The organism is Catellatospora aurea (assembly GCF_042663325.1).
Lineage (GTDB): Bacteria > Actinomycetota > Actinomycetes > Mycobacteriales > Micromonosporaceae > Catellatospora > Catellatospora aurea.
Window position 1 is genome coordinate 91,851 of record NZ_JBHTAC010000021.1, and the last position, 24,455, is coordinate 116,305.

A 24,455-nucleotide genomic window follows, 5' to 3' on the forward strand; every position below is an offset into this window, starting at 1 on the left:
GCGATCTTGGGTCAGGGGTTGGCCGCGGTGACCAGTTGCGCGATCGCTTCGAGGGTCAGCGGGCTGCCCGGGAAAGCCGCCATCCGGCTCAACGGCACCCCAGCCATCAGGGTGAACATCTGCGGGTCGGCGGCCATGCCGATCAGGCCGCCGCCGCCCTGGGCGGCCGCCGCGGCGAACGCCTGCGCGAGCACCTGCCCGCCCAGCGGGTCGGACAGCCACTCACCGAGCGTCGACTCGGCCGTCAGCGGCACCCGGGTGTCGTCGCCGTCGACCTTCACGGTGACGGTGCAGCGCAGGTCACGTGACGACGCGCCGACGGCGAGCAGGTAGTCGCCGCCCTCGACGGCCCAGCGGCGCAGGCTCGGGTCCCAGTACGCAAGGTCGTCGCGGTCGATCCGGACCACCACGTCGGCCGTCTCCCCGGCCGCGATCGCGACCGAGGTGAAGCCCTTCAGCTCGCGCACCGCGCGTCGGACCCGGGAACCTGGCAGGCTCGCGTACACCTGCACGACCTCGCGCCCGTCCCGCCCGCCGGTGTTGGTCACCCGGACACGCACCTCGATCCCGCCGTCGTCGGCCGTCGCGGTGGCATCGCCGTACGTGAACGTGGTGTAGGACAGGCCGAAGCCGAACGGGTACGCGACCTCCTGCTCGCGGGCGTCGAAGCCGCGGTAGCCGACGTGGATGCCCTCGCCGTAGCGCACGTGGCTCGCCTCGCCGGGGAAGTCCAGATGGGAGGGGTGGTGCGCGAGTTTGAGCGGGATCGTCTCGGTGAGCCGCCCGGACGGGTTGACGACGCCGAACAGCACGTCCGCGATCGCCCCGCCGCCGGCCTGGCCGAGCAGCCAGCCCTCGACGAGCGCGGGCACGTCGCGGTCCCACGGGCTGGTGAGCACGACCGCGCCGTGCGACAGCACCACGACGGTGTTCGGGTTGACCGCGGCGACCCGGGCGACGAGGGCGAGCTGCGCGGCGGGCAGTTCCAGGGTGTCCCGGTCGGCGCCTTCGGTCTCCTGGGCGGTGCCGATGAACACTACTGCCACGTCGGCGTGCCGGGCGGTGTCCACGGCCTCGGCGGTCAGCCGCTCGTCGCCGGCGCCGTCGGCGGTGTAGCCGGCGGCGAAGCGCACCGGCCCGTCGGACAGCGAGGTGATCTCGGTCAGCGCGTCGTCGAGCCGGGTCGGGTTCATCTGCGAGCTGCCGCCGCCCTGGAAGCGCGGGGTGCGGGCGTGCTCGCCGATGACGGCGATCGTGATGTCCTGGCGGGGCAGCGGCAGCAGGTCGCCGTCGTTCTTGAGCAGCACGATGCCGCGTCCGGCGGCCTCGCGGGCCAGCGCGTGGTGAGCGTCGGCGTCGTAGCTCGCGGCCGGGTCCAGGGCCGCGACCGAGCGCTCGACCAGGGCGCGCATCCGCGCGGCGGCGGTGTCCAGCGCCGCCGGGTCGAGCGTGCCGTCGGCGACGGCCCGCACCAGCGCCTCGTCTCCGGCGCGGTCGGGGCCGGGCATGGTCAGGTCGAGCCCGGCGCGTACGGCCGCGACCCGGTCGACGACCGCGCCCCAGTCGGACACGACCAGTCCTTCGAAGCCCCACTCGTCGCGCAGCACCGTGGTGAGCAGCCACGGGTCCTGCGAGGCGTGCACGCCGTTGATCCGGTTGTAGGAGCACATCACGGTCCACGGCTGCGCCTGCTGCACGACCCGCTGGAAGGCGCGCAGGTACATCTCGCGCAGGGTGCGCTCGTCGACGTCGGCGCTGACCCGCATCCGGTCGGTCTCCTGGCTGTTGACCGCGAAGTGCTTGAGCGACGCGCCGACGCCGCGGCTCTGCAGGCCGCGTACCCACTGGGTGGCGAGCACGCCGGTGAGCAGCGGATCTTCTGCGTAGTACTCGAAGTTGCGGCCGCCGAGCGGGCTGCGCTTGAGGTTGATGCCGGGGCCGAGCAGCACCGACACGCCCATGGCGCGGGCCTCCTCGCCGAGCGCCTCGCCGACCCGGCGGACCAGGTCGGGGTCCCAGGTCGAGCCCAGGGCCACCGCGGGCGGGAAACACGTCGCGGGTTCGCTGGCCAGCAGCCCGGGCTGGCCCGCGTCGGCGATCTGCTTGCGTACGCCGTGCGGCCCGTCGGTCAGCATGATCTTCGGCAGGTCGGCGACGGCGGTGCTGTGCCAGAAGTCGCCGCCGCTGGTGAGCGCGGCCTGCTCGGCGGTGGTGAGCCGGGATGATCCCGCGTCGGTGGTCAAGTGGTTCCTCCCTGGGGTGGACTCCGGCGAACGTTACCTAGCACCTAGTAGGTAGTAACTTGGCTGTAACCTAGAGCCTGTGCCGCGCCGCGGCAAGAGGCTCAGCGAAAGGTGGCGTGCCGATGACCGGGCCGGCCTACCGGCGGGATCGCGCCCGCCTGCCCGCGGCGCAACGCCGTCGCCAGATCATGGAGGCGACCGCCGAGCTCATCGCCGAACGCGGGTTCTGGGGCCTGTCGATGCAGGACGTCGCCGACCGGTGCGGGCTGACCGTGCCCGGCCTGCTGCACCACGTCGGCTCCAAGGACGGCCTGCTGGTCGCCGTCCTGGAGCACCGCGACGCCGAGGACGCCCGCTCGCTGGCCGCGCAGCTCGGCATCTCCGACCTCACCGCCCCGTGGGCCGGCGGCGAGCTGCCGCCGGGCGTCGACCTGCGGCGGATGTGCGCCGCGCTGGTGCGCCGCAACGCCGGGCAGCCCGAGATCGTACGGCTGTTCGCCGTCCTGGAAGCCGAGTCGCTCGCGCCCAGCCACCCCGCGCACGACTACTTCGCCGCCCGCCAGGAGCACACCCTGGCCGTGTTCGCCGCGCTCGCCAAGGACGTCACCGCCGAGCCGCACGCGCTGGCCCGCCAGCTCATGGCCATGATGGACGGCCTGCAGATCCAGTGGCTGCGCTCCCCGCACACCAACGACCTGGTCCAGGCCTGGGAGGACGCGGCGGAGCTGCTGTTCGCCGACCGGTGACCGGGTTCCCGGTCGACGCACCGCCGCGCCGGTGGCGAGGAATGATCGCCTTGTGATCTACCGTGTTCGGTTCGCGGCGAATAGGCTAGCAATCCGGTCGGAGATGTGGGAAAGAGCCGGCCGGTAGCCGAGGAGAGCACAGATGACGTTCCACTGGTTCCTGCCCACGTCGGGCGACGGCCACGAGGTCGGCGCGGCCACCGTCGCGGCGGGCGCGGCCCGGCACGCGCGTACGGCGTCGATCGGCTACCTCGCCGACGTCGCCCGGGCGGCCGAGCAGTCGGGCTTCACCGCTGCGCTGACCCCGGTCGGCGCGGCCTGCCCCGACCCATGGATCGTGTGCGCCGCGGTCGCCCAGCACACCGAGCGGCTCAAGCTGCTCGTCGCGTTCCGGACCGGATTCGCGCTGCCCACGCTCATCGCCCAGCAGGCCGAGGCGTTCCAGGAGATGTCCGGCGGGCGGCTGGCCCTCAACGCGGTGACCGGCGGCGACGGCGCGGAGCAGCGCGCGTACGGCGACTTCCTCGACCATGACGCGCGCTACGACCGCACCGCGGAGTGTCTGGACGTCATCCGGCGCTGCTGGGCGGGGGAGCGCTTCGACTTTTCCGGCGGGCACTACCGGGTCGAGGGCGGCGGCTTCGGCGCGGCGCTGGACCCGGCCCCGCCGATCTACTTCGGTGGCGCGTCCGCCGCCGCCGAGCAGGTCGCGGCCCGGCTGTCCGACGTGTACCTGATGTGGGGCGAACCGCCGGCGGCGATCGGCGAGCGGGCCGCCCGGATGCGCGCCCTGGCCGCCGAGAACGGCCGCGCCCTGCGGCTGGGCGTGCGCATCCACGTCATCGCCCGGCCCACCGCGCAGGAGGCCTGGGCCGAGGCCGACCGGCTGCTGTCGGGCATGGACCCCGAGCGCATCGCCGCCGCGCAGCAGCGTTTCGCCCGGATGGAGTCGGTCGGCCAGGCGCGCATGGCCGCCCTGCACGGCGGCCGGGCCGACGGCCTGGTCATCGCGCCGAACCTGTGGGCCGGGGTGGGCCTGGTCCGGGAAGGCGCGGGCACCGCCCTGGTCGGCAGCTACACCGAGGTCGCCGAGCGGCTCAGCGAGTACGCGGCGCTCGGCGTCGACGAGTTCATCCTGTCCGCGTGGCCGCACCTGGAGGAGGCCCGCCGCGTCGGCGAGCACGTGCTCCCCCTGGTCCGCACCGCCCCGGCCTGACCGCCGCGTCCCGAGATCGCTCGACTTGCCCGGCACCTGTGCGTATCTTGAGCGCGCTTTCGCCCACCTGCCCGGCAAGTCGAGCGATCTTGGCGGGCGACCGCCGTCCGGCTGCGGCGGAACGGCGGGCCTGGCATCCTGGACATGCGGGAGCCGCACATGCTGCCGCGCTGGGCAGGTACACGATGAAATACGACGAGACCGCCATCGATCCGAGCGTCCCGCCGAGCGGCGCGGGCTGCGTGGAATGCGACCAGACCGGCGGGTGGTGGTTCCACCTGAGACGCTGCACGGCCTGCGGCCACATCGGCTGCTGCGACAACTCCCCGGCCCAGCACGCGACCGGTCATGCCAAAGCGAGCGGGCATTCCGTCATCTGCAGCTTCGAACCGGGCGAGGACTGGTTCTGGGACTACCGGACCGAGTCGTTCATGCACGGTCCCGCGCTCGCGTCGCCCACCCACCGCCCGGTCGACCAGCCCGCGCCGGGGCCTCGCGGCCGGGTGCCGGCCGACTGGCAGGCCAAACTCCATCCGTGACTGCGGCCGGGGAGTTCCTCGGGCGGCCGACAGCACCGAGCGCTCGGCTTCCGGTGGAACTGGCACGATGACACTCGTCATGGACTGCCGTACACGCCTCAGGAGTCTCCCGTGCCGATGATCCAGCTCACCGCGCCGGCGGGCGCGCTCACGCCCGCCGGCCGCGACAGCATCCAGAAGACCCTGGCCACGGTGCTGCTGCGCTGGGAGGGCGCACCGGACAACCCCCTGTTCCGCAGCCTGGCCTGGACCTACCTGCACGAGCTGCCCGCCGGGGCGCAGACCACCGCCGAGGACGACGCCCCCAGGTTCCGGGTGGAGATCACCGTTCCGGTCGGCGCGCTGTCCGAACGCCGCAAGGCCGGGCTCGTCGGCGAGATCACGACCGCCGTGCTGGACGCGGCGGGCCTGACCGACGCCGACGCCCAGCGCGTCTGGGTGCTCATCCACGAACAGCCGGACGGCACCTGGGCCGCGGGCGGCAAGATCGTGCGCTTCGCCGACCTGGTCGCCCTCGCGGCCCAATAGCCCGGTCACCCGCGTAGCAACGGCAGTAGTCGGTCGCCCTGCCGCCTGATCTCCGGCAGGTAGGGCGTGTCGGACAGCACGAAGTGGGTGACCCCGAGCTGCTGATACCTGCGCAGTGACCGCGCCACGTCCTGCGCCGACCCGACCAGCCAGGTGGTGGCCGCACCGCCGCCGCCGAACCGGCCGGGAGCCGTGTACAGGTTCTCGTCGAGCACCTCGCCCCGAGCGGCGAGGTCGAGCAGCCGCCGCTGCCCGCCAGCGCAGGGGCATGAGAGTTCGTCCCGGCGACGGGTACGCGTCGGCCGGGCGTGGACGAGCACGGCGCGGCAGGGCGCGGCCGTGGATCGGGGAGAGAAGCGGCAGCCGGTGGTCGGCTTCGTCGCGAAAGGAGGCGGTGCCGCTCAGCAGCAGCCGCGGGCGGTGGTCCAGCAACGGCAGCAGCCCCGCGACACCGCGACGGCGGTGGCGTCGAGCGGGGTCTGCCGAGTGGTCATGCCGGAGACGCTATCCCACATATCCTATCGGCGAAATAGGAGTTCCAATTAGTGGGATTCGCCGGTCGAAAACGTGCCGGGCCAGGCATCCGCCCAGCCCGGCACGTGCACCGGAAACGTTCGTCAGCCGGCGCGATACGCCCGGATGATGGTCTGCTCCACCGCGCTGCCCGCGGAGGCCTCGACCTTGACCCGCAACGACACCGCCTGCCCGGCCGACGGCGTCGGCAGCGTCGCGCCGAAGCCGTCACCATGAGCCGTCACGGCCGCCGGCTGCCAGGTGGCGCCGTCGTCCAACGAGGTCCACAGCCGGAACGACGTGACGTTCTGCCGGGGCACGCCGTGCGCCTGGCGGACCTGGAACGCGGCGACACCGCCGGTGGGCCGGTTCGCGACGTCCAGCGGCAGCGCGTAGTCGACCGACAGCAGCGCCACCGGGGCGCTGCCGGTGCCCGCGGGCCCCGTCGACCGGAACGTCCACGCCGTGGTCACCTGGGTGGAGACCGGCAGCAGGGCGCTCGCGTCCAGGTCGTACGTGAGCCGGTAGGCGCCAGCCGCCGCCGGGACGGCGAAGTCGCCGAACGACTCCGGATGCTGCCCCAGCAGGACGCCGTTGCGGTGCAGGGTCAGCGTCCGGGTCGTCGCCGACCAGCCGTCACCCCAGCCCAGGCAGTCGAAACGCTGGTGCTCGTCGGTCAGGTCGACCAGTTCGACGTGCAGGTTGCCGCGCGTGCGCCGCACGGGCGCGGGCACGCAGCCGCTCGACGACGGCACCGGATCGTCGTACCAGTCCGGCCGCAGCGGCTGGCGCGCCCACACCTTCTGCTGCCTGCTGCCCGGCTCGTACGTGCGCTGAGACTCCTGAGTCACCACGCCGTAGCCGACGTTGGCGTTGAAGAACGCCTCGTCCTTCCAGGCGAAGCCCGGGGTGACGTAGTCGACGCGATCGCCCGACAGGCCGTCGGTGTCGGCCTCGGCGATGTACCCGCCGGACGGGCTGTACCCGTACCGCTTGTGCCCGGCGAAGGTGTCCGCGATGTCGAACAGGTGGAAGCGCTGGTCGATGCGGGCGAGCCGGGCCTGTTCGGCCGCGCCGACCCGGTAGGCGAGATCGTCCGGGATGCCGCTGCCCAGCGGGCGGATCAGGTCGTACAGGTACGGGCTCGGCCCGTCACCGGGCGCCACCAGCGAGTACGAGGCGTACGCGGCGAACGTGCCGATGCCCGGCCCGGCCGCCGGGGTCGCGAACACGCTGCCCTTGCGCGCGTCCTCACCCCACGCGAACGCGTAGTCGGACCAACCCGGCCCGTGCCGGGGCGTCTGCTCGTAGGTGAGCCCGACGGCGTTCGCGACCGTCTCGACCCCGTCCACGGTCGCCGTCACCGGCTTGGCCCGCGACCCGTCGAGCACCAGGGAGGTGTCCGCGCCGACCGCCACGTCGGGATCACCGGCCAGGCCCATCCGCCAGGCCGACTCGTGCATGTCCCAGATCGAGGCCAGCACGCTGTACCGGCCGGCTGGCACCCGCAGCGGCACGGTCTCGCCGAGCGGGACCTCCCAGCGCCGCGCGTACAGCGCCCGGTCGTCGAGGTTCACCACGACCGCGGTGACCCAGACGTCCGCGCCCTCGGGGGTCTGCGGCAGGGCGGTGGAGGTCAGCGTCAGCTCGTGGGTGGGCGGCTCCACGTAGAAGGTCACCGGGGTGCTGGACACGAACCCTCCGCCGAACGTGTGCGCGGTGACCACGGCCGTGTACAGCCCCGGCGAGGCCGCGAGCCGGGACCGGTCGATCCGCAGGCCGACCGACGCCTTCGCGCCCGGTGCGACGACCGCCGCCGACGCCGACAGGGTTGCCGCGCGTCGCACGGTCGTGCCGTTCCGGTCGGCCACGGCCACGCTGAATCGCAGCTTGGCGGGCTCGGTCGCGGTGTTCGACCACGACAGCGTCGTGCGCGCGGTGCCCGACTGCGGATACGGGAACGTGCCGAGGTTGACGACCGGCTGCTCGCTGACCGCGCCGTGCAGCGCCCGTGCGACGTTCAGCCTGCCCGCGCCGACCGTGTACGGGTCAGCACCGGTCAGCGGCTCGCTCGCGCCGACCAGCGCCGCCTTGTACTGCGCGGGCTTCCAGTCCGGGTGCCGCTGCGCCAGGATCGCTGCCGCGCCCGCGACATGCGGGGCCGCCATCGAGGTCCCGGAGACCGCCGTGTAGCGGGCGTCGATCACGTCGCCGATCCCGGTGCCCGCCGCGCGAGCGGCGACGATGTCGACGCCCGGCGCGACCAGCTCAGGCTTGGCCGCCCACGTGTTGACCAGCGGGCCGCGGCCGGAGAAGTCCGCCGGCACGTCGGCGGCGTCCACCGCGCCGACGGTCAGCGCGGACGCCGCCGCGGCGGGCGACGACACGGTGCCGTCGGCCGGGCCGTCGTTGCCCGCGGCCACCACGAACAGTGCGCCGTGCTGCTCGGTCAGCGCGTCCACGGCCAGCGACAGCGGGTCGGTGCCGTCGCTCGGCTCCCAGCCGCCCAGGCTCATGTTGATCACGTCGGCGCGCGGGGCGGCCCACTCCATCCCGGCGATGATCTGCGAATCGGTGCCGTACCCGGAGTCGTCGAGCACCTTGCCGATCAGCAGCTCCGCCCCGGGGGCGACCCCGCGCCGCGCACCGCCGGAGGCCGCGCCCGTGCCCGCGATGGTCGCCGCGACATGGGTGCCGTGTCCGAAGCGGTCGACGCCGTCACCGTCCTGCGTGCTGAAGTCGGCCCACTGGGCTACGCGCCCCTTGAGGTCGGGGTGGGTGAAGTCGACGCCCGTGTCGAGCACCGCCACCTTCGTGCCGCGGCCGGTGAAGCCCGCCGCCCAGGCCTGCGGCGCCTGCACCTGGCGCAGGTTCGCGTCGAGGCCCGCGCCGCCCGCCTCCGCCGTCGTACGCACCCGCCGGTCCAGCCACACCCGGGTGCCGGAACCGGCGACCGTACGGGCGGTGCCCAGCTGCGCCAGCGTGTTCGTGAAGTCGGCCGACTTCGCCTTGGGGTGCCGTCCCGCCACCGCCCCGATGCTCGCCAGCGTGCGGGTGCGACCCAGACCGGCGGTCAGCGACCCCCGGGCCTGCGTGCCGCCGCCCTGTCGCACGATCAGCGGGATGTCCTTGGCCCGCGCGTCGTCGTAGCCGTCGAGGATCAGGGTGGTCACGTCGAACAGCGCCTCGTCCAGCACCGTTCCGATCAGCGCCGCGGCCTGCCCCGGCACGACCCGGACGTGCCCGTCGGGGCCGCAGCTGCGCTGAAGCACACCGCTCGGCTTCGCCGGCCGGACCGAGACCAGCGGGCAGCCCTGCTGCCGCGTCTGCACCGTCACCACGTCGCCGGTCAGCAACGTCACCGTGTACTGCTTGCCGGCCGGCAGCGGGGTGGGAGCCGCGGTCGCGGTCCCGGCGGGTTGCTCGGCGGCACCGGTGCCCGCGCCGCCGACCGACGCGACGAGCACCGCGATCGGCAGCGCGAGCAGGAGATTTCGGGGTCTGATGTGGAACACACCGACTCCTTTCGGGATCGAGGCCGCCGTCGAGGGAGTGACCGGCGCACCTCTGTCCATAACGGAGCCCGGGTGACGCATGGTTGTACGAGTCCGCAGAATTGCCGTGATCCGCTGCGAATCGGCTGGGCAGACGGCTGGGCGGCCCGCCAAGCCGGCGGGCCGCCCAGGTATCGGTGGGTCAGGCGTCGATCCGCTCGCGGTTCGGGGCACCCTCGACCGGGGCGAAGGCCACGGTTCGCGGCGTCGTGAAGGCGTGGATGAAGCCGGCGATCGACAGCAGCGCCAGCACCAGGGCGGCGAGGTAGGCGACCAGTGCGGCCTGGCCCGCCTTGACGCCGAACTCGCTGAACCCGTAGGTGGTCAGCAGCAGGCCCCGCAGCGTCTCGCCCTTGAACACGGTCTCCCGCTGGGCGGTGACGTCGGCCAGCTGCTGCTGCAGCGCGGCGAGGTTCGGGTCGTTGTTCTTGGCCGCGTCGGCCACCTGGGTGCGCAGCTGCGCCTGCGGGACGCCGAGGTCGGCGTAGGTCTTGCCGCCCGCGGTGTTCTTCAGGTGCAGGCCGATGAACTCGTTGGCGTACACCTCGGCCTGCTTGCCGGTGGTCATCTTCTGCCCGGCGTACTCGACCAGGCCCGGCTGCTCGCGCTCCTCCGGGGTGAGGGTGTCCAGGGTCTTGAACGTGATGTTCTGCTGGGTGAGCTGGTCGGCGACGTAGGTGTTGGCGAAGTTCGCGTTGGCCGACAGCACGACGCCGGCGACGGTCAGCAGGATGGCGATGGCCACGCCGCCGAGGCTGAACATGAGGTCGAGGGTCCTGCGCTTCACGGTCGTCTCCTTGGACGTCGGGGGTCTGCACACAGAGTCCCGCCCGTCACACCGGTCACAGCAGAGTTCGACGGCCCCTCGTGACGGGACCAAAGACTCCCCGTCGCGCGGACCGTGGACCCGCCTATCCTTTGTGGAGCTGCGCATTCGCCGAAAGGGGCCCGGCAGTTGAGCGGGGAGCACCGGGTCGTGATCCGGGTGGCGGGAAACACCGGCGGTCCGGCGTTGTTCGCCCTGCGCGCGAAGGGCTACGCGGTCGAGCTGAGCTACCTGCTGGACGGGCCCGGCGAGTACACGGCCGAATACACCGCTCTCAAGGACGGCCGCCTGTTCAGCGCCGGAACCGGGGAGGAGCTGCTCGGGCTCGTCGCGATGTGGGAGACGCGCGGCGACGGCTGGCGTACCGGCACCGACGAGGAGCGGTCATGGCACGACGCCCTCATGGAGGCGGCGACGGTCCATGACCGCGACGGAAACGTGGTCGACGACAGCTGATTCCCGCGTACCTCAGTTGCGGTGACGACCTGCTCGAACGGCAGGATGTCCGGATCTCGTGGTCGTCGAGCAGGAACACACGGGCCACCGCATTCTCCGCTCCGGCCGCCCCTCCCGGGTAGGGACCAAAGACCTGTCACCGGCCGGGACCCTCGCCCCGCCCGCCACGGGCCCGCCGGCACTGCCCGCCGCGCCGCGCCGGGCGGACAGTGAGGGCATGACAGCAGTCGAGACGAACCGCGAACAGGCGCTGCGCGACGCGGCCCGCACCGCGCTCGCCGCGCCGTCGGTCTTCAACACCCAGCCGTGGCGCTGGCACGCCGGCCCGGACGGGCTGCGCCTGTACGCCGACCGCCAGCGCCTTCTCCCGGTCGCCGATCCGGCCGGCAGGCTGCTGACCGTCAGCTGCGGGGCCGCGCTGCACCACGCCCGCACCGCCCTGGCCGCGGCCGGACACGACGCGCAGGTGCGGCAGCTACCCGACCCGGCCGACCCGGACCTGCTCGCCGAGCTGCGCATCGTCGGCCCGCATCGGCCGCAGCTGGCCGAGCTGCAGACCTACGCGGCGATCAAGCGTCGCCGCACGGACCGCCGGCCGTTCACGTCCGAGCCGGTGACCGAGGCCGCCTGCTGGGCGCTGATCCTCGCGGGCGAGCGGGAGCACGCCCACGTCCACCTGGTCGACATCGACCAGATCCCGGTGCTGGCCATGGCGGCCGTGCGGGCCGGCGCCCTGCAGCTGTCCGATGCCGACTACCGGGCCGAACTCGCCGACTGGACGCACCGTCCGCCGTGGAGCGGCGAGGGTGTGCCCACCGAGACCACGGTACGGGCGGTGCAGCGGCGGGTGCCGATCCGCGACTACGCGCCGTTCGGCGGCCAGACCATGCACCCCGGCCGCGACACCGACGCGGGAGCCCGCTACCTGATCGTCTTCACCGACGACGACACCCCGTCGGCGTGGCTGCGGGCCGGGCAGGCGCTGTCCGCGATGCTGCTCACCGCCGCAGTGCACGGCCTGGGCAGCGCGCCGATCAGTGACGTCACCGAGGTCGCCGACACCCGCGACGAGCTGCGCCGGCTGCTGCCGGGCCTCGGCGAGCCGCAGGTGTGCGTCCGGGTCGGCCATGCCCCGCCCGGAGCGCCGCCTGCCACCACCCGCCGTTCCCACGAGGAGTCGATCAATCCGCCGGGGCGGTGACGCTCACCCGTCTGCGCGCCTGAGCGGGCGACGCCGCGGGCCAGGCCTTCAGCGGCCGCGCCGCTTCGGGGACGTGCGGGGGCTGGGTCCGCCGCGCCGTGTGGGCGTCCGGCCTGACGGGGGAGTGGCGCGAGGCGCGGCCTTGGCCGCCGGGCGGGCGGGCGGTTCGGGCTGGGTGCGGCCGCGGGTGCTGTTCGCGGTCCGGCCCCGGACGATCCCGATCATCTCCTCGACCAGGTCGGTGTACCGGTCGCGGGCCCACACGAGCCCGATCGACGACGTCGGGGCGTCGGTGACCACCCGGTAGGTGAGGTCGCGGCGGTGGTGGGCACGGGCCAGCGACTGCGGCACGACCAGCACGCCGACGCCGGCGGCCACGAGTTCGACCGCGTCGGCCGTGGTGTCCGGGCGGTGATCGAGGACGGCCGGGGCGCCCGGCACACCGGTCCAGTCGATCACGTCGTCCAAGGGGCTCAGCAGCATCTCGTCGGCGAGGTCGGCGACGGTCAGCTCGTCGGCGGCCGACAGCAGGTGATCGCGCTGCACCACGACGACCGTCACCTCGGTGTACAGCGGGATGGCGTGGAAGACGTCCTGGTCGACCGGCGTCCGGAGCAGTCCGGCGTCGGCCTCCACCGCCAGCAGCGCGGCGGCCTCGGCCGCCTCGGCGGGCTCCACCCGCAGCTCGACCTTCGGCCGGCGCTCGGACCAGACCCGGGCCCACTTGTCGACGGTGACGCCGGGCACGGCCAGCAGGCGGAACACGGGACGGGCGTCCTCGGGGTCGGTCACGGTTACCTCCGAAGCGTCGACCGGCCAGGCACCGGCGTACGGGCAGCGCTGCGGTTGGCGCAACCTGGTCAGGGTACCGGGAGCCCGGTGTCCCCGGACCGGGGACGGCAGGCACCGCGGTCAGCGGCGACCTACCCGACCGTTAGGCTGAGGCGGTGACCAAGTCCAAGAAGCCCCAGGTGATGAAGGCCGCCACGGCGGCGCTGAAGCTGGATGTGTACCTGCCGTCCACGCCGAAGGAGTTCCAGGAGAGCTTGGTTTCGCGCGAGGAGCTCGACGAGCTGCAGCGCAACCCTCCGCAGTGGCTGTCCGACCTGCGCCGCGACGGCCCGCACCCACGCAACGTGGTCGCCGCTCGCCTGCGGGTGTCCAACAGCGGGCTGGCCCGCGCTGGCATCACCGAGGCGCTCACCACCGCGCAGATCGCGGAGCTGGTCGCGGACCCGCCGGAGTGGCTGATCGCCGAACGCGCCACGCACGCCGAGGTGCTGCGTGAGCAGAAGCGGCTCAAGGAACGGCAGGAGCAGGAGCCGGCGGCGAAGCCCGCGGCCCCGGCGAAGCGCCCCGAGCGCCGCAAGAGCCCGACGTCCCGGGGCGGGCGCACCGCGCGGCGGTGACGGCCGGCGGGTCGTCCACCAGCGGCGAAGCACGGACCCGGCCGGGAAAAGATCGTTAGCATGGATGGGTGCCGGCTCTGGGCGATCCGTCGGCGGCCGCTCTCGAAGAGGCTGCCTCGGTGTTCGCGAGCCTGCGCCCGCGCCTGTTCGGCATCGCCTACCGCATGCTGGGCAGCGCGGCCGAGGCCGAGGACATCGTGCAGGAGGCCTGGCTGCGCTGGCAGGCCTACGACCGCGACACGGTGCGGGATCCGGGCGCGTTCCTCGCCACGACGACGACCCGGTTGGCGATCAACGCCGCGCAGTCGGCCCGTGCCCGCCGGGAGACCTACATCGGGCCGTGGCTGCCCGAGCCGGTCGATACCAGCGCAGATCCGGCTTTAGGGGCGGAACGGGGCGAAGCCCTGGAGATGGCGATGCTGGTCCTGATGGAGAAGCTGACGCCGACCGAGCGGGCCGCGTACGTGCTGCGGGAGGCGTTCAGCTACCCGTACCGGCAGATCGCCGACATCGTCCAGGCGACCGAGGACAGCGCCCGCCAGCTGGTCAGCCGGGCCCGTAAACGGGTCGCCGACTCCCCGCGCGAGTCCGTGCGCCCGGCCGAGCAGCGGCCGCTGCTGAGCGCGTTCCTGACCGCGGCCCGCACGGGCGACTTCGCCGCGCTGGAGGAGCTGCTCGCCTCCGACGTCGTCAGCTACTCCGACAGCGGCGGAGCCGTACGCGCCGCCCGTATCCCGGTCGTCGGCCGGACGACGGTGGCGAAGTTCATCGTGGCGTTCGCCCCGCACTTCTGGACCGGGGCCGAGTTCACCTGGATCGAGGCCAACGGCGGGCCCGCGGTGCTGATCTCCCGGGACGGCGTCAGCGTCGCGCTCGCGGCGATCCATGCCACGCCGGAGGGTATCGACCAGGTCATGTGGGTGATGAACCCCGCCAAACTAGCCCGGATCTCCACCGCCAGACCCGCATGATCGTCTTGAGGGCTGTCACAGGAGCTACAGCTGCCCTGTCTTAGCTGGTAGCGGGCGGCGACCGGCCGTCCCGGCGAACGGGAGGACGCTATGAAGATCGTGGTGATCGGCGGCACCGGCCTGATCGGCTCGAAGCTGGTGTCCAAGCTCGGCGAGCACGGCCACGAAGCGGTGGCCGCCTCCCCGAACACCGGCGTGAACACCCTCACCGGCGAGGGCCTGGCCGACGCCCTGACCGGTGCGGACGTGGTGATCGACGTGTCGAACTCGCCGTCGTTCGAAGACGCCGCGGTGATGGACTTCTTCACCACCTCGACCCGCAACCTGCTGGCCGCCGAGGCGGCGGCGGGCGTCCGGCACCACGTGGCCCTGTCCGTGGTCGGCACCGACCGGCTGCAGGCCAGCGGCTACTTCCGGGCCAAGAGCGCCCAGGAAGAGCTGATCGAGAACTCGCCGGTCCCGTACTCGATCGTGCACGCGACGCAGTTCTTCGAGTTCGTGAAGAGCATGGCCGACGCGGGCACGGACGGCGACACCGTGCACTTCGCGCCGGTGCTGTTCCAGCCCATCGCGAGCGACGAGGTGGCCCGGGCCGTCGGCCGGGTCGCGGTCGGTGCGCCGCTGAACGCGACGGTCGAGGTGGCCGGACCCGAACCGGTCCGCATGGACGAGTTCTTCCGCGACGCCCTGGCCGGCCGCAACGATCCGCGACAGGTCGTCACCGACCCGCACGCCGCCTACTTCGGCGCCGAACTGGGCGAGCGGACCCTGCTGCCCGGCGACGGCGCGGCGCTCGGCGAGATCCGCTACCGCGACTGGCCGGGCCGCGACGGCACCACGAAATGAACCGTCCTGGAGGAACGATGAACACCCCGACCGGCGACAACGCCTTCCTGCACGACCTCGAGACCGAGGTCAGGGCCGAACTGGCCCAGGCCGCGGCGAGCCTGCCCGAGGAGCAGGCCGTCGAGGTGCCCATGGACGAGTGGATGCTCGATCCGGCGTACACCCAGAGCGAGGAGGTCGGCCTGCGCAACCTGCTCGGCGCGGTGGAGGCCGTGGAGGACACCGCCCGGCCCGACGACGGCAGCCGGGGGCGGGCATGACAGCGGGCCATCTGCTCAACCAGACCGGACCGGACCACGGCGAGGCATACGCTCGGCAGGTGAGCGGCGCTCCAGCACACGCGCACGGCAGCCAGATCGCCGCGCGGGACCACTGCCTGAGCATGGCGCGCGCCGTGGACCGGCCCACCGGCGCGGCCCGCTACGGGCGCATGTTCCCCGACCTCGCCCCGCTGGGCACCGACCCGCAGCTGCTGGTGCGCGCGGGCGTCGACGGCGGGGTCTGCGACGCCACGGCGGTCCTGGACCGGCTCAATCCCGGGCGCGACGACGCGACCGAGGCCGCCGGCTGGCCGTTCTTCGGCCAGCTCATCGCCCACGACATCACCGCCGACCGCTCGCCGATCATGGGTGGCGTCGACCCGGAGGCGCTGCGCAACGCCCGCGCCCCGAAACTCAACCTGGAGATGGTCTACTCCGACGGCCCGATCGGCTCGCCGTTCCTGTTCGACGTGCACGATCCGGCGAAGTTCCTGCTCGGTCCCGACGGCGGCGACGTGCCGCGCAACCAGCAGGGCGTGGCGCTGATCGGCGACCCCCGCAACGACTCGCACCTGTTCGCCCTGTCGCTGCACATGGCGCTGCTGCGCGCGCACAACCGCATCGTCGACGTGCTCCGCGAGAAAGGCGTGCCCGAGGCCGACGTGTTCGACAAGGCCCGGATCACCCTCACCTGGCACTACCAGTGGATCACGGTCCACGACTTCCTGCCGCGACTGGCCGGGGCCGAGCTGGTCGAGCAGGTGCTCGCCGAGGGCGGCCGGTGGTTCGCGCCGCCGGTCGGGCAGGCGTACATCCCGCTGGAGTTCGCCGACGCCGCGTTCCGCTACGGCCACGGCCAGATCCGGCACACCTACCGGCTCGTCGACGGCGGCCCCGCGGTGCCGCTCTTCCCGGACCTGGTCGGCTTCGGCCCGGTGTCCGCCGACCGCAGACTCGACCTCGCCCAGGTCTTCGACCTGCCCGGCCACCCGCCCGCGCAGCGGGCCAAACGCCTCGACGGGCGGCTCGCCGCCAGCCTCATCGGCCTGCCCGAGCAGGTCACCGGGGCGGTCGACACGGAGGCGTACCGCTCGCTGGCCGTCCGGGACCTGCTGCGCGGCGACACGACCGCGCTGCCCAGCGGCGAAGCCGTCGCCGGACTGCTCGGGGCGGATCCGCTGACCGCGGACGAGCTGGAACAGAGCTGGCCGCAGGGCACCCCGCTGTGGTTCTACATCCTCAAGGAGGCCGAACACCGCGGCGGCGGCGACCGGCTCGGCCCGGTCGGCGGCCGCATCGTCGCCGAGGTCCTCATCGGCCTGCAACGCGCCGACGCCCTGAGCTACCTGAGCCTGGAACCGGACTGGCAACCGGTCCTGCCGTCCGCCGGTGCGGGCTTCGGCATGGCCGACCTGCTCACCCTCGGCCTCGCCGGCCAGGCGTGACCAGGATCAGCCACCCATCTCACCACGGAGGAATCTCTCATGGCAGGCAGCAACCCGGCCGACGGGCAGCCGAGGTCGACCGCGTGGCAGACGGCGCTCACCATGCTGCAGGAGGCGCAGCCGCCGTTCATCCCGGCCGGAGCCCACGCGATGACCGTGGTCATCGAGTACCCGCCCGGCGACCCCGGCACGCCGCCGCACCGGCACTCGGGACCGGCCTTCGGCTACGTGCTGGAAGGCGAGATGCTGTTCGAACTGGAGGGCGAGCCCGAGCGGGTCGTCCGCGCGGGCGAGGTGTTCTGGGAGCCCGGCGGCGATGTCATCCACTACCAGGACGGCAACAACCGCGACGACGCACGCGTGCGCTTTCTCGTCACCATGCTGTGCGAACCGGGCAAGCCGATGCTCGTCCTGGTGGACGACCAGGAGCTCGCCCAGCGCAAGGACAGGCGTGCGCCTCGGCCGACGTGAGCCGCGAGCACGCGCCACCCGGCCGGGCAGCGGCGTCGAGCGGCCGCCGAATCCCGCCGCCGACTGGGCTGCCGCCCAGGTCGCGGGGGTACGCGACGACCCGCTGCGCCGGACCGCGCTGCTGGCCCGCACCTACCACGGTCCGGAGGGCCGGGCCCCGCAGCACCTGCCGTTCCGGCGGGCCGCGATGTCGTTCATGCGCTGGCAGGCCCGTCGCGGGGTGCTCAACTCCCTCACCGCGCAGCCGCCGGGCAGCCGCTGGTGGCGAGCGGTCAACGACCGGCTGCTGCGCGACGGCTGCGAAGCCATGGCCCATTCCGGCGGTATGCCGGGCGAGCCGTCCTCACCGGCGGTCGTGCTGTGGTCCGCCTTCATCCACCACCCGACGGCGCGCAACTGGTACCGGGCCCACAACGCCAGCATCGTCGCCGGCTATCTGGACAACCGGGAGCTCGCCGAACGCGAGTCGATGCCCGAACGCTTCTTCCTCAACGTCGCCCTGCTCCGGGTCCTGTACACCCACGCGCTGGTCGCCGCGCCGAAGCTGGCCCTGGGCCGGCTCGCGGTGCTGGGCCGGTTGCTCGGTGACCCGCGACTGGGCATGGCCGGGGTGTTCCTGTCGCTGGGCCGGGTCCTGCCCGACCGCTACCCGCCGGCCGCGGAACTGCACGCCTACCTCGCCCACGAGCACCGCCTCGGCCGGATGCTCGACTACGGCGTGATCCAGCCGCGCCTGCAGCTGCTGTACGAGTGGTCGGCGTGCGAACTCGGCCTGCCCGGACTGTGCGACCTCGTCCGCGACGGCAACCCCACCTACGCCTGGTCCTACGAGGACCGCGACGTCTGGACGCCGCCCGCCGGACCGCTGCCCCGCCTCCTGGGACGGATCACAGCGCCCCGGCCGTGACGGCGACCGTATGCTGTCGCCCTCACGGAGGGCGGCGACGATGGCGTACGAGCAGAGCGCGACCTCGACGTTCACGTGCCCGCAATGCGCGGGTGTGGCGACGTACGACGTGGTCGGCTGGCTGGACGGGGTGCGGATCCGCTGGGATGCCTCGGAGCGGTGCGCCGCCTGTGCGTACGCCGTGGAGATCCTGCTCGGCCCGAGCGTCGACGGGAAGGACCACGCTCTGCTGCGCGCGCAGGGCGGCTGGTTCGGACTGCAGGTTTCCGTCCCGGACGCCGACCGGGTTCGCCTTGTGAAGGAGCTGCGTGCGGCGCTGAACCTGCCGATGTCCGAGGCCGCCCGCATGCTGACCGTGCGGACGGGGCCGCTCGCCTACGGGCTGGAGCTGGAGATGCGCAGGTTGGAGGCGATCGTGCGGCGCGCCGTCACCGACGCGCAGCCCATCGTCGTGCGCGTCGGTGACTGAGCGGGCCGACCGTTCAGGCCGTTGCCGGATGTACGCCGGCGCGGCTCCACTGCGCGGTCGGGCGGCCGTCGAGCCGCCACGGGTGTCCGCTGACGCGCGGCCAGCCGTCAGGGGAGTCCTCCCAACCCTCCTGCCGGCCGTACACCGTCAGGTCCAGGGCGTGGTAGCTCGTCATCAGCGCCTCCACGCCCCGGCCGGTGGTCCAGTAGGTCTCGTGGACCTGGTCGCCGTCACGCAGGTAGCAGGCGATGAACCCGAAGTCGCGCCCGTCGGCCAGGGCCGGATCACTGTCGCGTGCCGAATACCAGGGGAACGGGTACCCCATGAACTGCGCGAACGCGGTGCTGTCGGCGTACGGCCCCTGGCAGAACACGGCGTAGGTGACGTCCCGGGCGTGCAGGTAGTCCAGCGGCTGCACGTGGCAGGTGGAGAAGGTGCAGCCTTCGCACTGCTGCTCGAACGGCTCGCCGTCGTGCCACATGTGGAAGTACGCGATGAGCATCCGGCGTCCCTCGAACACGTCCAGCAGCGGGGTCGGGCCGCCGGGGCCCTGCACGGAGACCGGCGGCAGCAGGGTCATCGGCAGCCTGCGGCGGGCGGCGGCGATGGCGTCGCCTTCGCGCGTATGGGCCTTCTCCCGGGCCAGCAGTTCCTCGCGGGCCCGCAGCCAGGTCCGCCGGTCGACGACGGGTGGGCTCTCGGCGCGGAGCATGGGGTTCGCCGACATGGTGTGGTCCTCTCGTGAATCGGATCGGTCACGGTTCAGACGAGCGCGGGCGGCTTCCGTCATCGGTCACCGATGAAGGATCGGTCCGCCGATCGTCAGTACCGTCGTGACGACGAACGAGCTCCGGGAGAACCGCATGTCCGACGCGGCTGACGAGCGGGCTGCACGGCTGCAGGCTGCTTTCGGCCGCGACCTGCACCTGCACTGCTATCACCTGGTCGGCAACGTCCCCGACGCCGACGACCTGGTGCAGGAGACGTTCCTGCGCGCCTGGCGAGCCCGCGACCGGTTCGAGGGACGCGCCTCCGTGCGGACCTGGCTGTACCGGATCGCGACCAACGCCTTTCTCGACAGCCGCAAAGCCGCAGCCCGCCGGACCGCGCCGGCGGGTGACCTGCTGGAGTGGTCCACCGAGATCGGCCCCTATCCCGACGCCCTGCTCGCCGACGACCCGCAGACCGGCGTGGCCGCCCGGGAGACCGTCGAGCTGGCCCTGATCGCGGCGCTCATGTACCTGCCGGGACGCCAGCGGGCCGCCTTCGTGCTGCGCGACGTCCACGGCTGGACTCCGCAGGAGATCGCGACCGCGCTCGGCACCCCGGTGTCCACGGTCAACAGCCTCCTTCAGCGGGCCCGCCACACCGTGCGCCACCACGCCCCGGCCGACCCGTGCGACTGGCGGCGCCCGCCGCTGACCCGTGAGGACGAGGAGATCCTGCGCCGGTACGCCGACGCGGCCGACCCGCCGTCGCTGCGCGCCCTGCTCGCCGACGACGTGCGCATCACCATGCCGCCCGAGCCGCCGGTCGTCGGGATCGACGCGGTCGTGCGCTTCCTCAGCCGACCCCTCGACTGGCGTACCTTTCCCAGCTCCGCCAACGGCCGTCCCGCGCTAGTCTGCTACCTGCGCGAACCTGGCAGCCCGCGCTACGAGGCTTTGGTCGTCGACGTGCTGCGGGTCGAGCGGGGGAGGATCGTGGAGAGCAACGCCTTCGTCGGCGCGCACCATGTCGCCGCCTTCGGCATGACCGCGACGCTGGAGCCCTAGCCGGCGCAGGTCACCAGGCTGCACCAGCGGCGCATGCCGGCCTCGTCCAGGAACAGCCACCGGCAGTGCGACTGTGCGCAGGAACGCACGGTCAGCCGGCGGGGGTCGGCGAGCAGCTCGGCGGCGCTCCAGGCGGCGGCGTGCAGCGGCAGCCGCAGTCCGGCTTCCAGACTGGGTCGCCAGCGGCCGCCGCCGGTCTCGTCGCGGACGTACTCCAGCGTCTTGGCGGCCGCCTCGGCGGCTCTGGCGACCGCGTCGAACGCGGTGTTGTCGGCCTGCCCGCTCAGGCACGCGTAGATGTGCGAGCGCAGCGCCCACGCCTCGGCCAGGGTCTGTTCGGCTGCGGCAGGGTCGCGGTCGGCCAGGGTGAGCAGGCGGCTGACCGTCGGGTCGTCGGCGAGGCCGAGGTAGCCGCACCAGACGGCGAAGGTGCGGTAGCTGCGCAGCCACTCGGCGCCGGGCAGGGGCGTCGGCAGGCCCCAGCCGGCGAAGGTGTTGCAGAAGTCGAGCGCGGGGTGGCCGCCGACGATCCAGGGCAGCGTCTCGTCGCGGACCCGCACCTCGTACACCGGGCGGCGGGGCTGGTCGAGGACGGGATCGTTGCGGAGGATGCGCCGGTGCAGTTCCTGCAGGTCGGGGCCGGGGTCGACACCCAGTTCGGCAGCCAGGGCCTTGCGGGTGGCCTCGTACAGCAGCAGGGCGTCGGCCTGGCGGGCGGCGCGGTAGTGGGCGGTCATCAGCAGGCCGACGAGCCGCTCGCGCAGCGGGTGCTGGGTGGCGAGTTCGGTCAGGTCCCTGGTCACCCGCGGGTGCCTGCCGAGGTCGAGGTGCGCTTGGGCGCGTGCCTCGACGGCCACCAGCCTGGCCTCGGTGAGCTGCCCGTCGAGCCGGTCGCGCAGCGCGTCGTCGGCGACGTCGGCCAGCAGCGGTCCGCGCCAGAGCCGCAGCGCCTCGTCGAGCAGTCCGGCCCGGGCCGCGGGGTCGGCCAGGTCCAGCGCCCGCTGCACGGTGCGGTGGAAGTCGGTGACGTCGACGCGGTGCTCGTCGGCCTCGACGAGGTAACCGTCGGCGCGCGTGGTGATGCGCACGCCGTGGGGGCTCAGTGCCGCGCGCAGGCGGCCCACGTACGTGTACACGGCGCCGCGGGCCGACGCGGGCGCGTCGCCGTTCCACAGCAGGCTGATGAGCCGGTCGATGGTGACCAGGTGCCCGAGGTCGAGCAGCAGCAGCGCCAGCAGGCAGCGCTCCTGGCGGCGGCTGGCGACCTCGACCGGGTGACCGTCGTGGCCGGTCTCGAACGGGCCGAGCAGGCGGAACTCCATACCCGTAGGACGCGTTGCCGGCGCCGTGCGGTTGACCTTGGCGCGTGTCGAGGTGGTGGTGAGGTCGCTTGCCCGAGCCCTCGGGGTTCGCGCGCGCAGGCCACGATTTGCAGGTTTTTGTCCCTTCCTGATGGTCAGTCGCTGGTGAGGCCGTCCGGCCAGGCTGTCCCGGCACGTGACGAACAACGAGAGGAGCGCTCATGCGCAGAGCAGTCATCGCGATCGTGGCGGTGGTCGGCACGCTGGTGACCGGGGCCGCACCGGTTCAGGCGGCGGAGGCGGGCGTGCACGGCGGCTGGGTGCCGGCTCCGCAGGCCGGCTACGAGCAGCCCGCCGGGGCCCGCTGCGACTTCGCCGTGCGCAGCGAGCCGGTTCTGGACGAGGTGCGCAAGCTCGTGCTGGACACGTACCCCGACGGCAAACCGAAGCGCGAACTCTATGCCGGTGACCTGATCGTCAAGTTCACCAATCTGGAGACCGGCGCGTCGAAGGAGTTCGACGCCAGCGGCACCGCGATGATCGACTACGGCACCGACGGCTCGATGACCTGGTACGCGGTCGGGCCGGCGATCTTCGGGTTCCGGGTGGACGGCGGCAATCTGCCGCGCGGCATCTGGGTGATCGACGGCGTCTACACCATCGCGTTCACGCCCACGTACTACAAGACCGTCACGATGGTGCACGGCACCACGGACAACGTCTGCACGCACCTGGACTGAAGGGTCGCGGCCGGGTGGGCTCGCCTGCCCGGCCGCGCACCGCCGGAATGTGGCGCTGATCGCCGTGTCACGGGCCCGTACGGTGCGAGCGGGTTCGATACCGTGAGCGCATGGCTGACGACACCGTACCTGGCCGCCGGTCCCTGCGCGCGATGCTGGAGCGGGCCGAGGCGGGAGTGCTGCTGCTCGGCATCACCCCGCCGCGCAGCAGTGTCTCGGCCGAGCAGGCCGCCCAGATCGCCGAGGTGACCCTGGCCCGGCTGGCCACGGTGGACCTCGACGGGCTGATCCTCTACGACATCGACGACGAGAGCGACCGCAACCCGCAGGAGCGCCCGTTCCCTTACCTGCCGACGATGGACCCCGTGTCGTTCCACCGCGATCACCTCGGCGGCTGGGAGCGGCCCGCGGTCATCTACCGGTGCGTCGGCAAGTACACCGAGCCCGAGCTGGCGGACTGGCTCGGCGAGGTGGACACCGACCGGGTGCTGAGCGTCTTCGTCGGCGCGTCGTCGCGGGACAAGGGCGTGCGCACCGGCCTGACCCAGGCGTACGCCCTGCGCGACCGGGTGCGCGCCGATCTGCCGCTGGGCGCGGTCGCCATCACCGAGCGCTACACCCGCAGCGGCGACGAGCACCTGCGCATGCTGACCAAGCAGGACCGCGGCGCGTCGTTCTTCATCACGCAGGTGGTGTACGACGTCGACGCGACCAAGAGCATGCTGTCGGACTACTTCTACACCTGCGCGGCCAAGGGCGTCGCGCCCCGTCCGGTGATCTTCACGCTGTCGGTGTGCGGCTCGCTGAAGACGCTGTCGTTCCTGCACTGGCTCGGCGTGGACGTGCCCCGCTGGCTGGAGAACGCGCTGCGCTACTCCGAGGACCCGCTGACGGAGTCCTACCAGCAGTGCATCGCCACGGCGCGGGAGCTTTCGGCGTTCTGCCGGCGGCTGGGCGTGCCGTTCGGATTCAACGTCGAGAGCGTGTCCATCCGCAAGGTCGAGATCGAGGCCTCGGTCGAACTCGCCCGCGAGGTCCGCGAGCTGCTGGCCTCCTGAGCACGGGTCATACGCCCGGGGCGGTGTGGAAGACCACCGACCACGGCGGCGGCGCTCCCTCCGCGCGTTCCGGCGCGGGCAGGCCCGCGGAGCGGGTGAGGACCTCACCGGCGACCGCGGCGAAGCGCGACGCCGCCGGGTGCGGCGACCGGCGCGGCCACACGGCCGCGACCTGCTGCCAGAGGGGGTCGCCGGTCAGTGGCCGCCAGGTGACCCGCGGCTCGCGGCGGATCGCGGACTCCCGCTCCAGCGCCACGCCCTGACCGGCGAGCACCAGCCCGCACAGGAATTCGGGGTTGCGGGCATGCCGGATCCGGCCCGGGATGAAACCCTGCTCGCGGCACACCGCCAGCAGGTGGTCATACCAGTCGGGTGCGGTGGCGCGGGGGAACACGACCAGGCCGTGCCCGGCCAGGTCGGCCAGGGTCAGCTCGGTCGACCTGGCCAGCGGGGAGGTGCGGGGCAGCACCACGCCCAGTCGCGTGCGGACGCCCGGACCCGCGCACAGGTCCACGTCGTCGACCGGCTGATGCACCAGGCCCACGTCGAGCCGGGCGGCGGCGAGCAGTTCCAGCTGCTCGGCCGTGGTCAGCTCCTGCAGATCGACGTCGAGCCCGGGGGCCTGCTCGGTCAGCCGCCGCAGCAGCTCGCCCAGGGCGGCAGCCGGGGTCTCGGGCGGCACGCCGGCGCGCAGGGTGCCGAGCGCGCCGTCGCGGATGGTGCTCATCAGTGTGCGCAGCCGCTGCTCGGCGGCCAGGAACTCGCGTGCTTCGTCGCGCAGCGCATGGCCCGCGGCGGTCAGGGCCGTCTCGCGGGGCAGCCGGTCGAACAGGGTCACGCCGAGCTCGTCCTCCAGCCGCCGCATGGCCTGGCTGAGCGGGGGCTGCGCGATGCCGAGGATCGCCGCCGCCCGGCTGAAGTGCAGTTCCTCCGCGACGGTCAGGAAGTAGCGCAGGTGTTTGGAGAGATCCACTGTCCGAC

At 73.0% G+C, this 24,455-nt stretch carries 25 protein-coding genes; 17 read left to right on the forward strand and 8 right to left on the reverse strand.

All coding sequences use genetic code 11. The annotated features are described in order from the left end of the window. Positions 1 to 11: 11 nt before the first annotated feature. Positions 12 to 2,243 carry a glycoside hydrolase family 3 C-terminal domain-containing protein gene (locus ACFQO7_RS21090; protein WP_376807940.1) on the reverse strand — a complete coding sequence of 744 codons (2,232 nt, stop codon included), beginning with the start codon at positions 2,241 to 2,243 and terminating at the stop codon, positions 12 to 14. Positions 2,244 to 2,365: 122 nt separating this feature from the next. Here ACFQO7_RS21090 and ACFQO7_RS21095 point away from each other — a divergent pair, with 122 nt between their 5' ends. The 4 genes from ACFQO7_RS21095 (at position 2,366) to ACFQO7_RS21110 (ending at position 5,272) form a co-directional block, all read left to right on the forward strand. Continuing rightward, positions 2,366 to 2,989 carry a TetR/AcrR family transcriptional regulator gene (locus tag ACFQO7_RS21095; protein WP_376807941.1) on the forward strand — a complete coding sequence of 208 codons (624 nt, stop codon included), beginning with the start codon at positions 2,366 to 2,368 and terminating at the stop codon, positions 2,987 to 2,989. Positions 2,990 to 3,131: 142 nt separating this feature from the next. Beyond that, positions 3,132 to 4,205, forward strand: coding sequence for an LLM class flavin-dependent oxidoreductase (locus tag ACFQO7_RS21100; RefSeq protein ID WP_376807942.1), 1,074 nt, complete (start codon positions 3,132 to 3,134; stop codon positions 4,203 to 4,205). 185 nt (positions 4,206 to 4,390) lie between these two features. Beyond that, the gene (locus ACFQO7_RS21105; protein WP_376807943.1) at positions 4,391 to 4,744 is read left to right on the forward strand and encodes a UBP-type zinc finger domain-containing protein; all 354 of its coding nucleotides are present in this window, start codon (positions 4,391 to 4,393) and stop codon (positions 4,742 to 4,744) included. 117 nt (positions 4,745 to 4,861) lie between these two features. Beyond that, positions 4,862 to 5,272, forward strand: coding sequence for a tautomerase family protein (locus ACFQO7_RS21110; protein WP_376807971.1), 411 nt, complete (start codon positions 4,862 to 4,864; stop codon positions 5,270 to 5,272). Between the two features lie 5 nt (positions 5,273 to 5,277). On the opposite strand, the gene ACFQO7_RS21115 is transcribed toward ACFQO7_RS21110, so the two are convergent. From ACFQO7_RS21115 to ACFQO7_RS21125, 3 genes are all read right to left on the reverse strand, one after another. After that, on the reverse strand, positions 5,278 to 5,592 hold the full coding sequence (locus ACFQO7_RS21115; protein WP_376807944.1) for an LLM class oxidoreductase: 315 nt from the start codon (positions 5,590 to 5,592) through the stop codon (positions 5,278 to 5,280). 297 nt (positions 5,593 to 5,889) lie between these two features. Then, the gene (locus tag ACFQO7_RS21120; protein ID WP_376807945.1) at positions 5,890 to 9,300 is read right to left on the reverse strand and encodes a S8 family serine peptidase; all 3,411 of its coding nucleotides are present in this window, start codon (positions 9,298 to 9,300) and stop codon (positions 5,890 to 5,892) included. A 181-nt stretch (positions 9,301 to 9,481) separates the two neighbouring features. Next, complete coding sequence (locus ACFQO7_RS21125; protein WP_376807946.1) at positions 9,482 to 10,126, reverse strand: hypothetical protein; 645 nt, start codon at positions 10,124 to 10,126, stop codon at positions 9,482 to 9,484. Positions 10,127 to 10,294: 168 nt separating this feature from the next. On the opposite strand from ACFQO7_RS21125, the gene ACFQO7_RS21130 reads away from it, so the two are divergent. Next, the gene (locus ACFQO7_RS21130) at positions 10,295 to 10,621 is read left to right on the forward strand and encodes a hypothetical protein (RefSeq protein ID WP_376807947.1); all 327 of its coding nucleotides are present in this window, start codon (positions 10,295 to 10,297) and stop codon (positions 10,619 to 10,621) included. Positions 10,622 to 10,838: 217 nt separating this feature from the next. Next, positions 10,839 to 11,822 carry an Acg family FMN-binding oxidoreductase gene (locus tag ACFQO7_RS21135; RefSeq protein WP_376807948.1) on the forward strand — a complete coding sequence of 328 codons (984 nt, stop codon included), beginning with the start codon at positions 10,839 to 10,841 and terminating at the stop codon, positions 11,820 to 11,822. Between the two features lie 48 nt (positions 11,823 to 11,870). Here ACFQO7_RS21135 and ACFQO7_RS21140 read toward each other — a convergent pair whose 3' ends face one another. Continuing rightward, positions 11,871 to 12,614, reverse strand: a complete 744-nt coding sequence (locus ACFQO7_RS21140; RefSeq protein ID WP_376807949.1) for a LysR substrate-binding domain-containing protein — start codon at positions 12,612 to 12,614, stop codon at positions 11,871 to 11,873. Between the two features lie 155 nt (positions 12,615 to 12,769). On the opposite strand from ACFQO7_RS21140, the gene ACFQO7_RS21145 reads away from it, so the two are divergent. The 8 genes from ACFQO7_RS21145 to ACFQO7_RS21180 all read left to right on the forward strand — a co-directional run bounded on the left by ACFQO7_RS21145 (position 12,770) and on the right by ACFQO7_RS21180 (position 18,600). Continuing rightward, positions 12,770 to 13,231 carry a DUF5997 family protein gene (locus tag ACFQO7_RS21145; RefSeq protein WP_376807950.1) on the forward strand — a complete coding sequence of 154 codons (462 nt, stop codon included), beginning with the start codon at positions 12,770 to 12,772 and terminating at the stop codon, positions 13,229 to 13,231. A 68-nt stretch (positions 13,232 to 13,299) separates the two neighbouring features. Next, on the forward strand, positions 13,300 to 14,202 hold the full coding sequence (locus ACFQO7_RS21150; RefSeq protein WP_376807951.1) for an RNA polymerase sigma-70 factor: 903 nt from the start codon (positions 13,300 to 13,302) through the stop codon (positions 14,200 to 14,202). A gap of 90 nt (positions 14,203 to 14,292) precedes the next feature. Further along, positions 14,293 to 15,048: an SDR family oxidoreductase gene (locus tag ACFQO7_RS21155; RefSeq protein WP_376807952.1), complete on the forward strand. Its 756-nt coding sequence runs from the start codon at positions 14,293 to 14,295 to the stop codon at positions 15,046 to 15,048. A gap of 17 nt (positions 15,049 to 15,065) precedes the next feature. Next, entirely contained in the window at positions 15,066 to 15,308 is a 243-nt protein-coding gene (locus tag ACFQO7_RS21160) for a hypothetical protein (RefSeq protein ID WP_376807953.1), read from the forward strand. Positions 15,309 to 15,367: 59 nt separating this feature from the next. Then, entirely contained in the window at positions 15,368 to 16,753 is a 1,386-nt protein-coding gene (locus ACFQO7_RS21165; protein WP_376807954.1) for a peroxidase family protein, read from the forward strand. Positions 16,754 to 16,792: 39 nt separating this feature from the next. Then, the gene (locus ACFQO7_RS21170; protein WP_376807955.1) at positions 16,793 to 17,224 is read left to right on the forward strand and encodes a cupin domain-containing protein; all 432 of its coding nucleotides are present in this window, start codon (positions 16,793 to 16,795) and stop codon (positions 17,222 to 17,224) included. Beyond that, complete coding sequence (locus ACFQO7_RS21175) at positions 17,205 to 18,131, forward strand: hypothetical protein (protein ID WP_376807956.1); 927 nt, start codon at positions 17,205 to 17,207, stop codon at positions 18,129 to 18,131. Before ACFQO7_RS21170 ends, ACFQO7_RS21175 begins: the two co-directional genes overlap by 20 nt. 40 nt (positions 18,132 to 18,171) lie before the next feature. Then, on the forward strand, positions 18,172 to 18,600 hold the full coding sequence (locus ACFQO7_RS21180) for a hypothetical protein (RefSeq protein WP_376807957.1): 429 nt from the start codon (positions 18,172 to 18,174) through the stop codon (positions 18,598 to 18,600). A 13-nt stretch (positions 18,601 to 18,613) separates the two neighbouring features. On the opposite strand, the gene ACFQO7_RS21185 is transcribed toward ACFQO7_RS21180, so the two are convergent. Further along, on the reverse strand, positions 18,614 to 19,327 hold the full coding sequence (locus tag ACFQO7_RS21185) for a DUF899 family protein (protein ID WP_376807958.1): 714 nt from the start codon (positions 19,325 to 19,327) through the stop codon (positions 18,614 to 18,616). A gap of 106 nt (positions 19,328 to 19,433) precedes the next feature. On the opposite strand from ACFQO7_RS21185, the gene ACFQO7_RS21190 reads away from it, so the two are divergent. Next, complete coding sequence (locus tag ACFQO7_RS21190; protein WP_376807959.1) at positions 19,434 to 20,375, forward strand: RNA polymerase subunit sigma-70; 942 nt, start codon at positions 19,434 to 19,436, stop codon at positions 20,373 to 20,375. On the opposite strand, the gene ACFQO7_RS21195 is transcribed toward ACFQO7_RS21190, so the two are convergent. After that, the gene (locus ACFQO7_RS21195) at positions 20,372 to 21,697 is read right to left on the reverse strand and encodes a BTAD domain-containing putative transcriptional regulator (protein WP_376807960.1); all 1,326 of its coding nucleotides are present in this window, start codon (positions 21,695 to 21,697) and stop codon (positions 20,372 to 20,374) included. The two genes, ACFQO7_RS21190 and ACFQO7_RS21195, sit on opposite strands and share 4 nt — an antisense overlap. A gap of 200 nt (positions 21,698 to 21,897) precedes the next feature. Here ACFQO7_RS21195 and ACFQO7_RS21200 point away from each other — a divergent pair, with 200 nt between their 5' ends. Together ACFQO7_RS21200 and ACFQO7_RS21205 are read left to right on the forward strand one after the other, a co-directional pair. Then, positions 21,898 to 22,416: a hypothetical protein gene (locus ACFQO7_RS21200; RefSeq protein ID WP_376807961.1), complete on the forward strand. Its 519-nt coding sequence runs from the start codon at positions 21,898 to 21,900 to the stop codon at positions 22,414 to 22,416. A gap of 110 nt (positions 22,417 to 22,526) precedes the next feature. Further along, positions 22,527 to 23,474 carry a 5,10-methylenetetrahydrofolate reductase gene (locus ACFQO7_RS21205; protein WP_376807962.1) on the forward strand — a complete coding sequence of 316 codons (948 nt, stop codon included), beginning with the start codon at positions 22,527 to 22,529 and terminating at the stop codon, positions 23,472 to 23,474. A gap of 7 nt (positions 23,475 to 23,481) precedes the next feature. On the opposite strand, the gene ACFQO7_RS21210 is transcribed toward ACFQO7_RS21205, so the two are convergent. Further along, positions 23,482 to 24,447: a LysR family transcriptional regulator gene (locus tag ACFQO7_RS21210; protein WP_376807963.1), complete on the reverse strand. Its 966-nt coding sequence runs from the start codon at positions 24,445 to 24,447 to the stop codon at positions 23,482 to 23,484. Positions 24,448 to 24,455 lie beyond the last annotated feature (8 nt).

Bases quoted from the DNA above. Each gene is read 5' to 3' on its own strand.
- ACFQO7_RS21180 (WP_376807957.1), top strand. From the start codon at position 18,172: ATGGCGTACGAGCAGAGCGCGACCTCGACGTTCACGTGCCCGCAATGC.
- ACFQO7_RS21095 (WP_376807941.1), top strand. From the start codon at position 2,366: ATGACCGGGCCGGCCTACCGGCGGGATCGCGCCCGCCTGCCCGCGGCG.
- ACFQO7_RS21110 (WP_376807971.1), top strand. From the start codon at position 4,862: ATGATCCAGCTCACCGCGCCGGCGGGCGCGCTCACGCCCGCCGGCCGC.
- ACFQO7_RS21155 (WP_376807952.1), top strand. From the start codon at position 14,293: ATGAAGATCGTGGTGATCGGCGGCACCGGCCTGATCGGCTCGAAGCTG.
- ACFQO7_RS21105 (WP_376807943.1), top strand. From the start codon at position 4,391: ATGAAATACGACGAGACCGCCATCGATCCGAGCGTCCCGCCGAGCGGC.
- ACFQO7_RS21135 (WP_376807948.1), top strand. From the start codon at position 10,839: ATGACAGCAGTCGAGACGAACCGCGAACAGGCGCTGCGCGACGCGGCC.
- ACFQO7_RS21195 (WP_376807960.1), bottom strand. From the start codon at position 21,697: ATGGAGTTCCGCCTGCTCGGCCCGTTCGAGACCGGCCACGACGGTCAC.
- ACFQO7_RS21205 (WP_376807962.1), top strand. From the start codon at position 22,527: ATGGCTGACGACACCGTACCTGGCCGCCGGTCCCTGCGCGCGATGCTG.
- ACFQO7_RS21185 (WP_376807958.1), bottom strand. From the start codon at position 19,327: ATGTCGGCGAACCCCATGCTCCGCGCCGAGAGCCCACCCGTCGTCGAC.
- ACFQO7_RS21160 (WP_376807953.1), top strand. From the start codon at position 15,066: ATGAACACCCCGACCGGCGACAACGCCTTCCTGCACGACCTCGAGACC.
- ACFQO7_RS21170 (WP_376807955.1), top strand. From the start codon at position 16,793: ATGGCAGGCAGCAACCCGGCCGACGGGCAGCCGAGGTCGACCGCGTGG.
- ACFQO7_RS21200 (WP_376807961.1), top strand. From the start codon at position 21,898: ATGCGCAGAGCAGTCATCGCGATCGTGGCGGTGGTCGGCACGCTGGTG.
- ACFQO7_RS21100 (WP_376807942.1), top strand. From the start codon at position 3,132: ATGACGTTCCACTGGTTCCTGCCCACGTCGGGCGACGGCCACGAGGTC.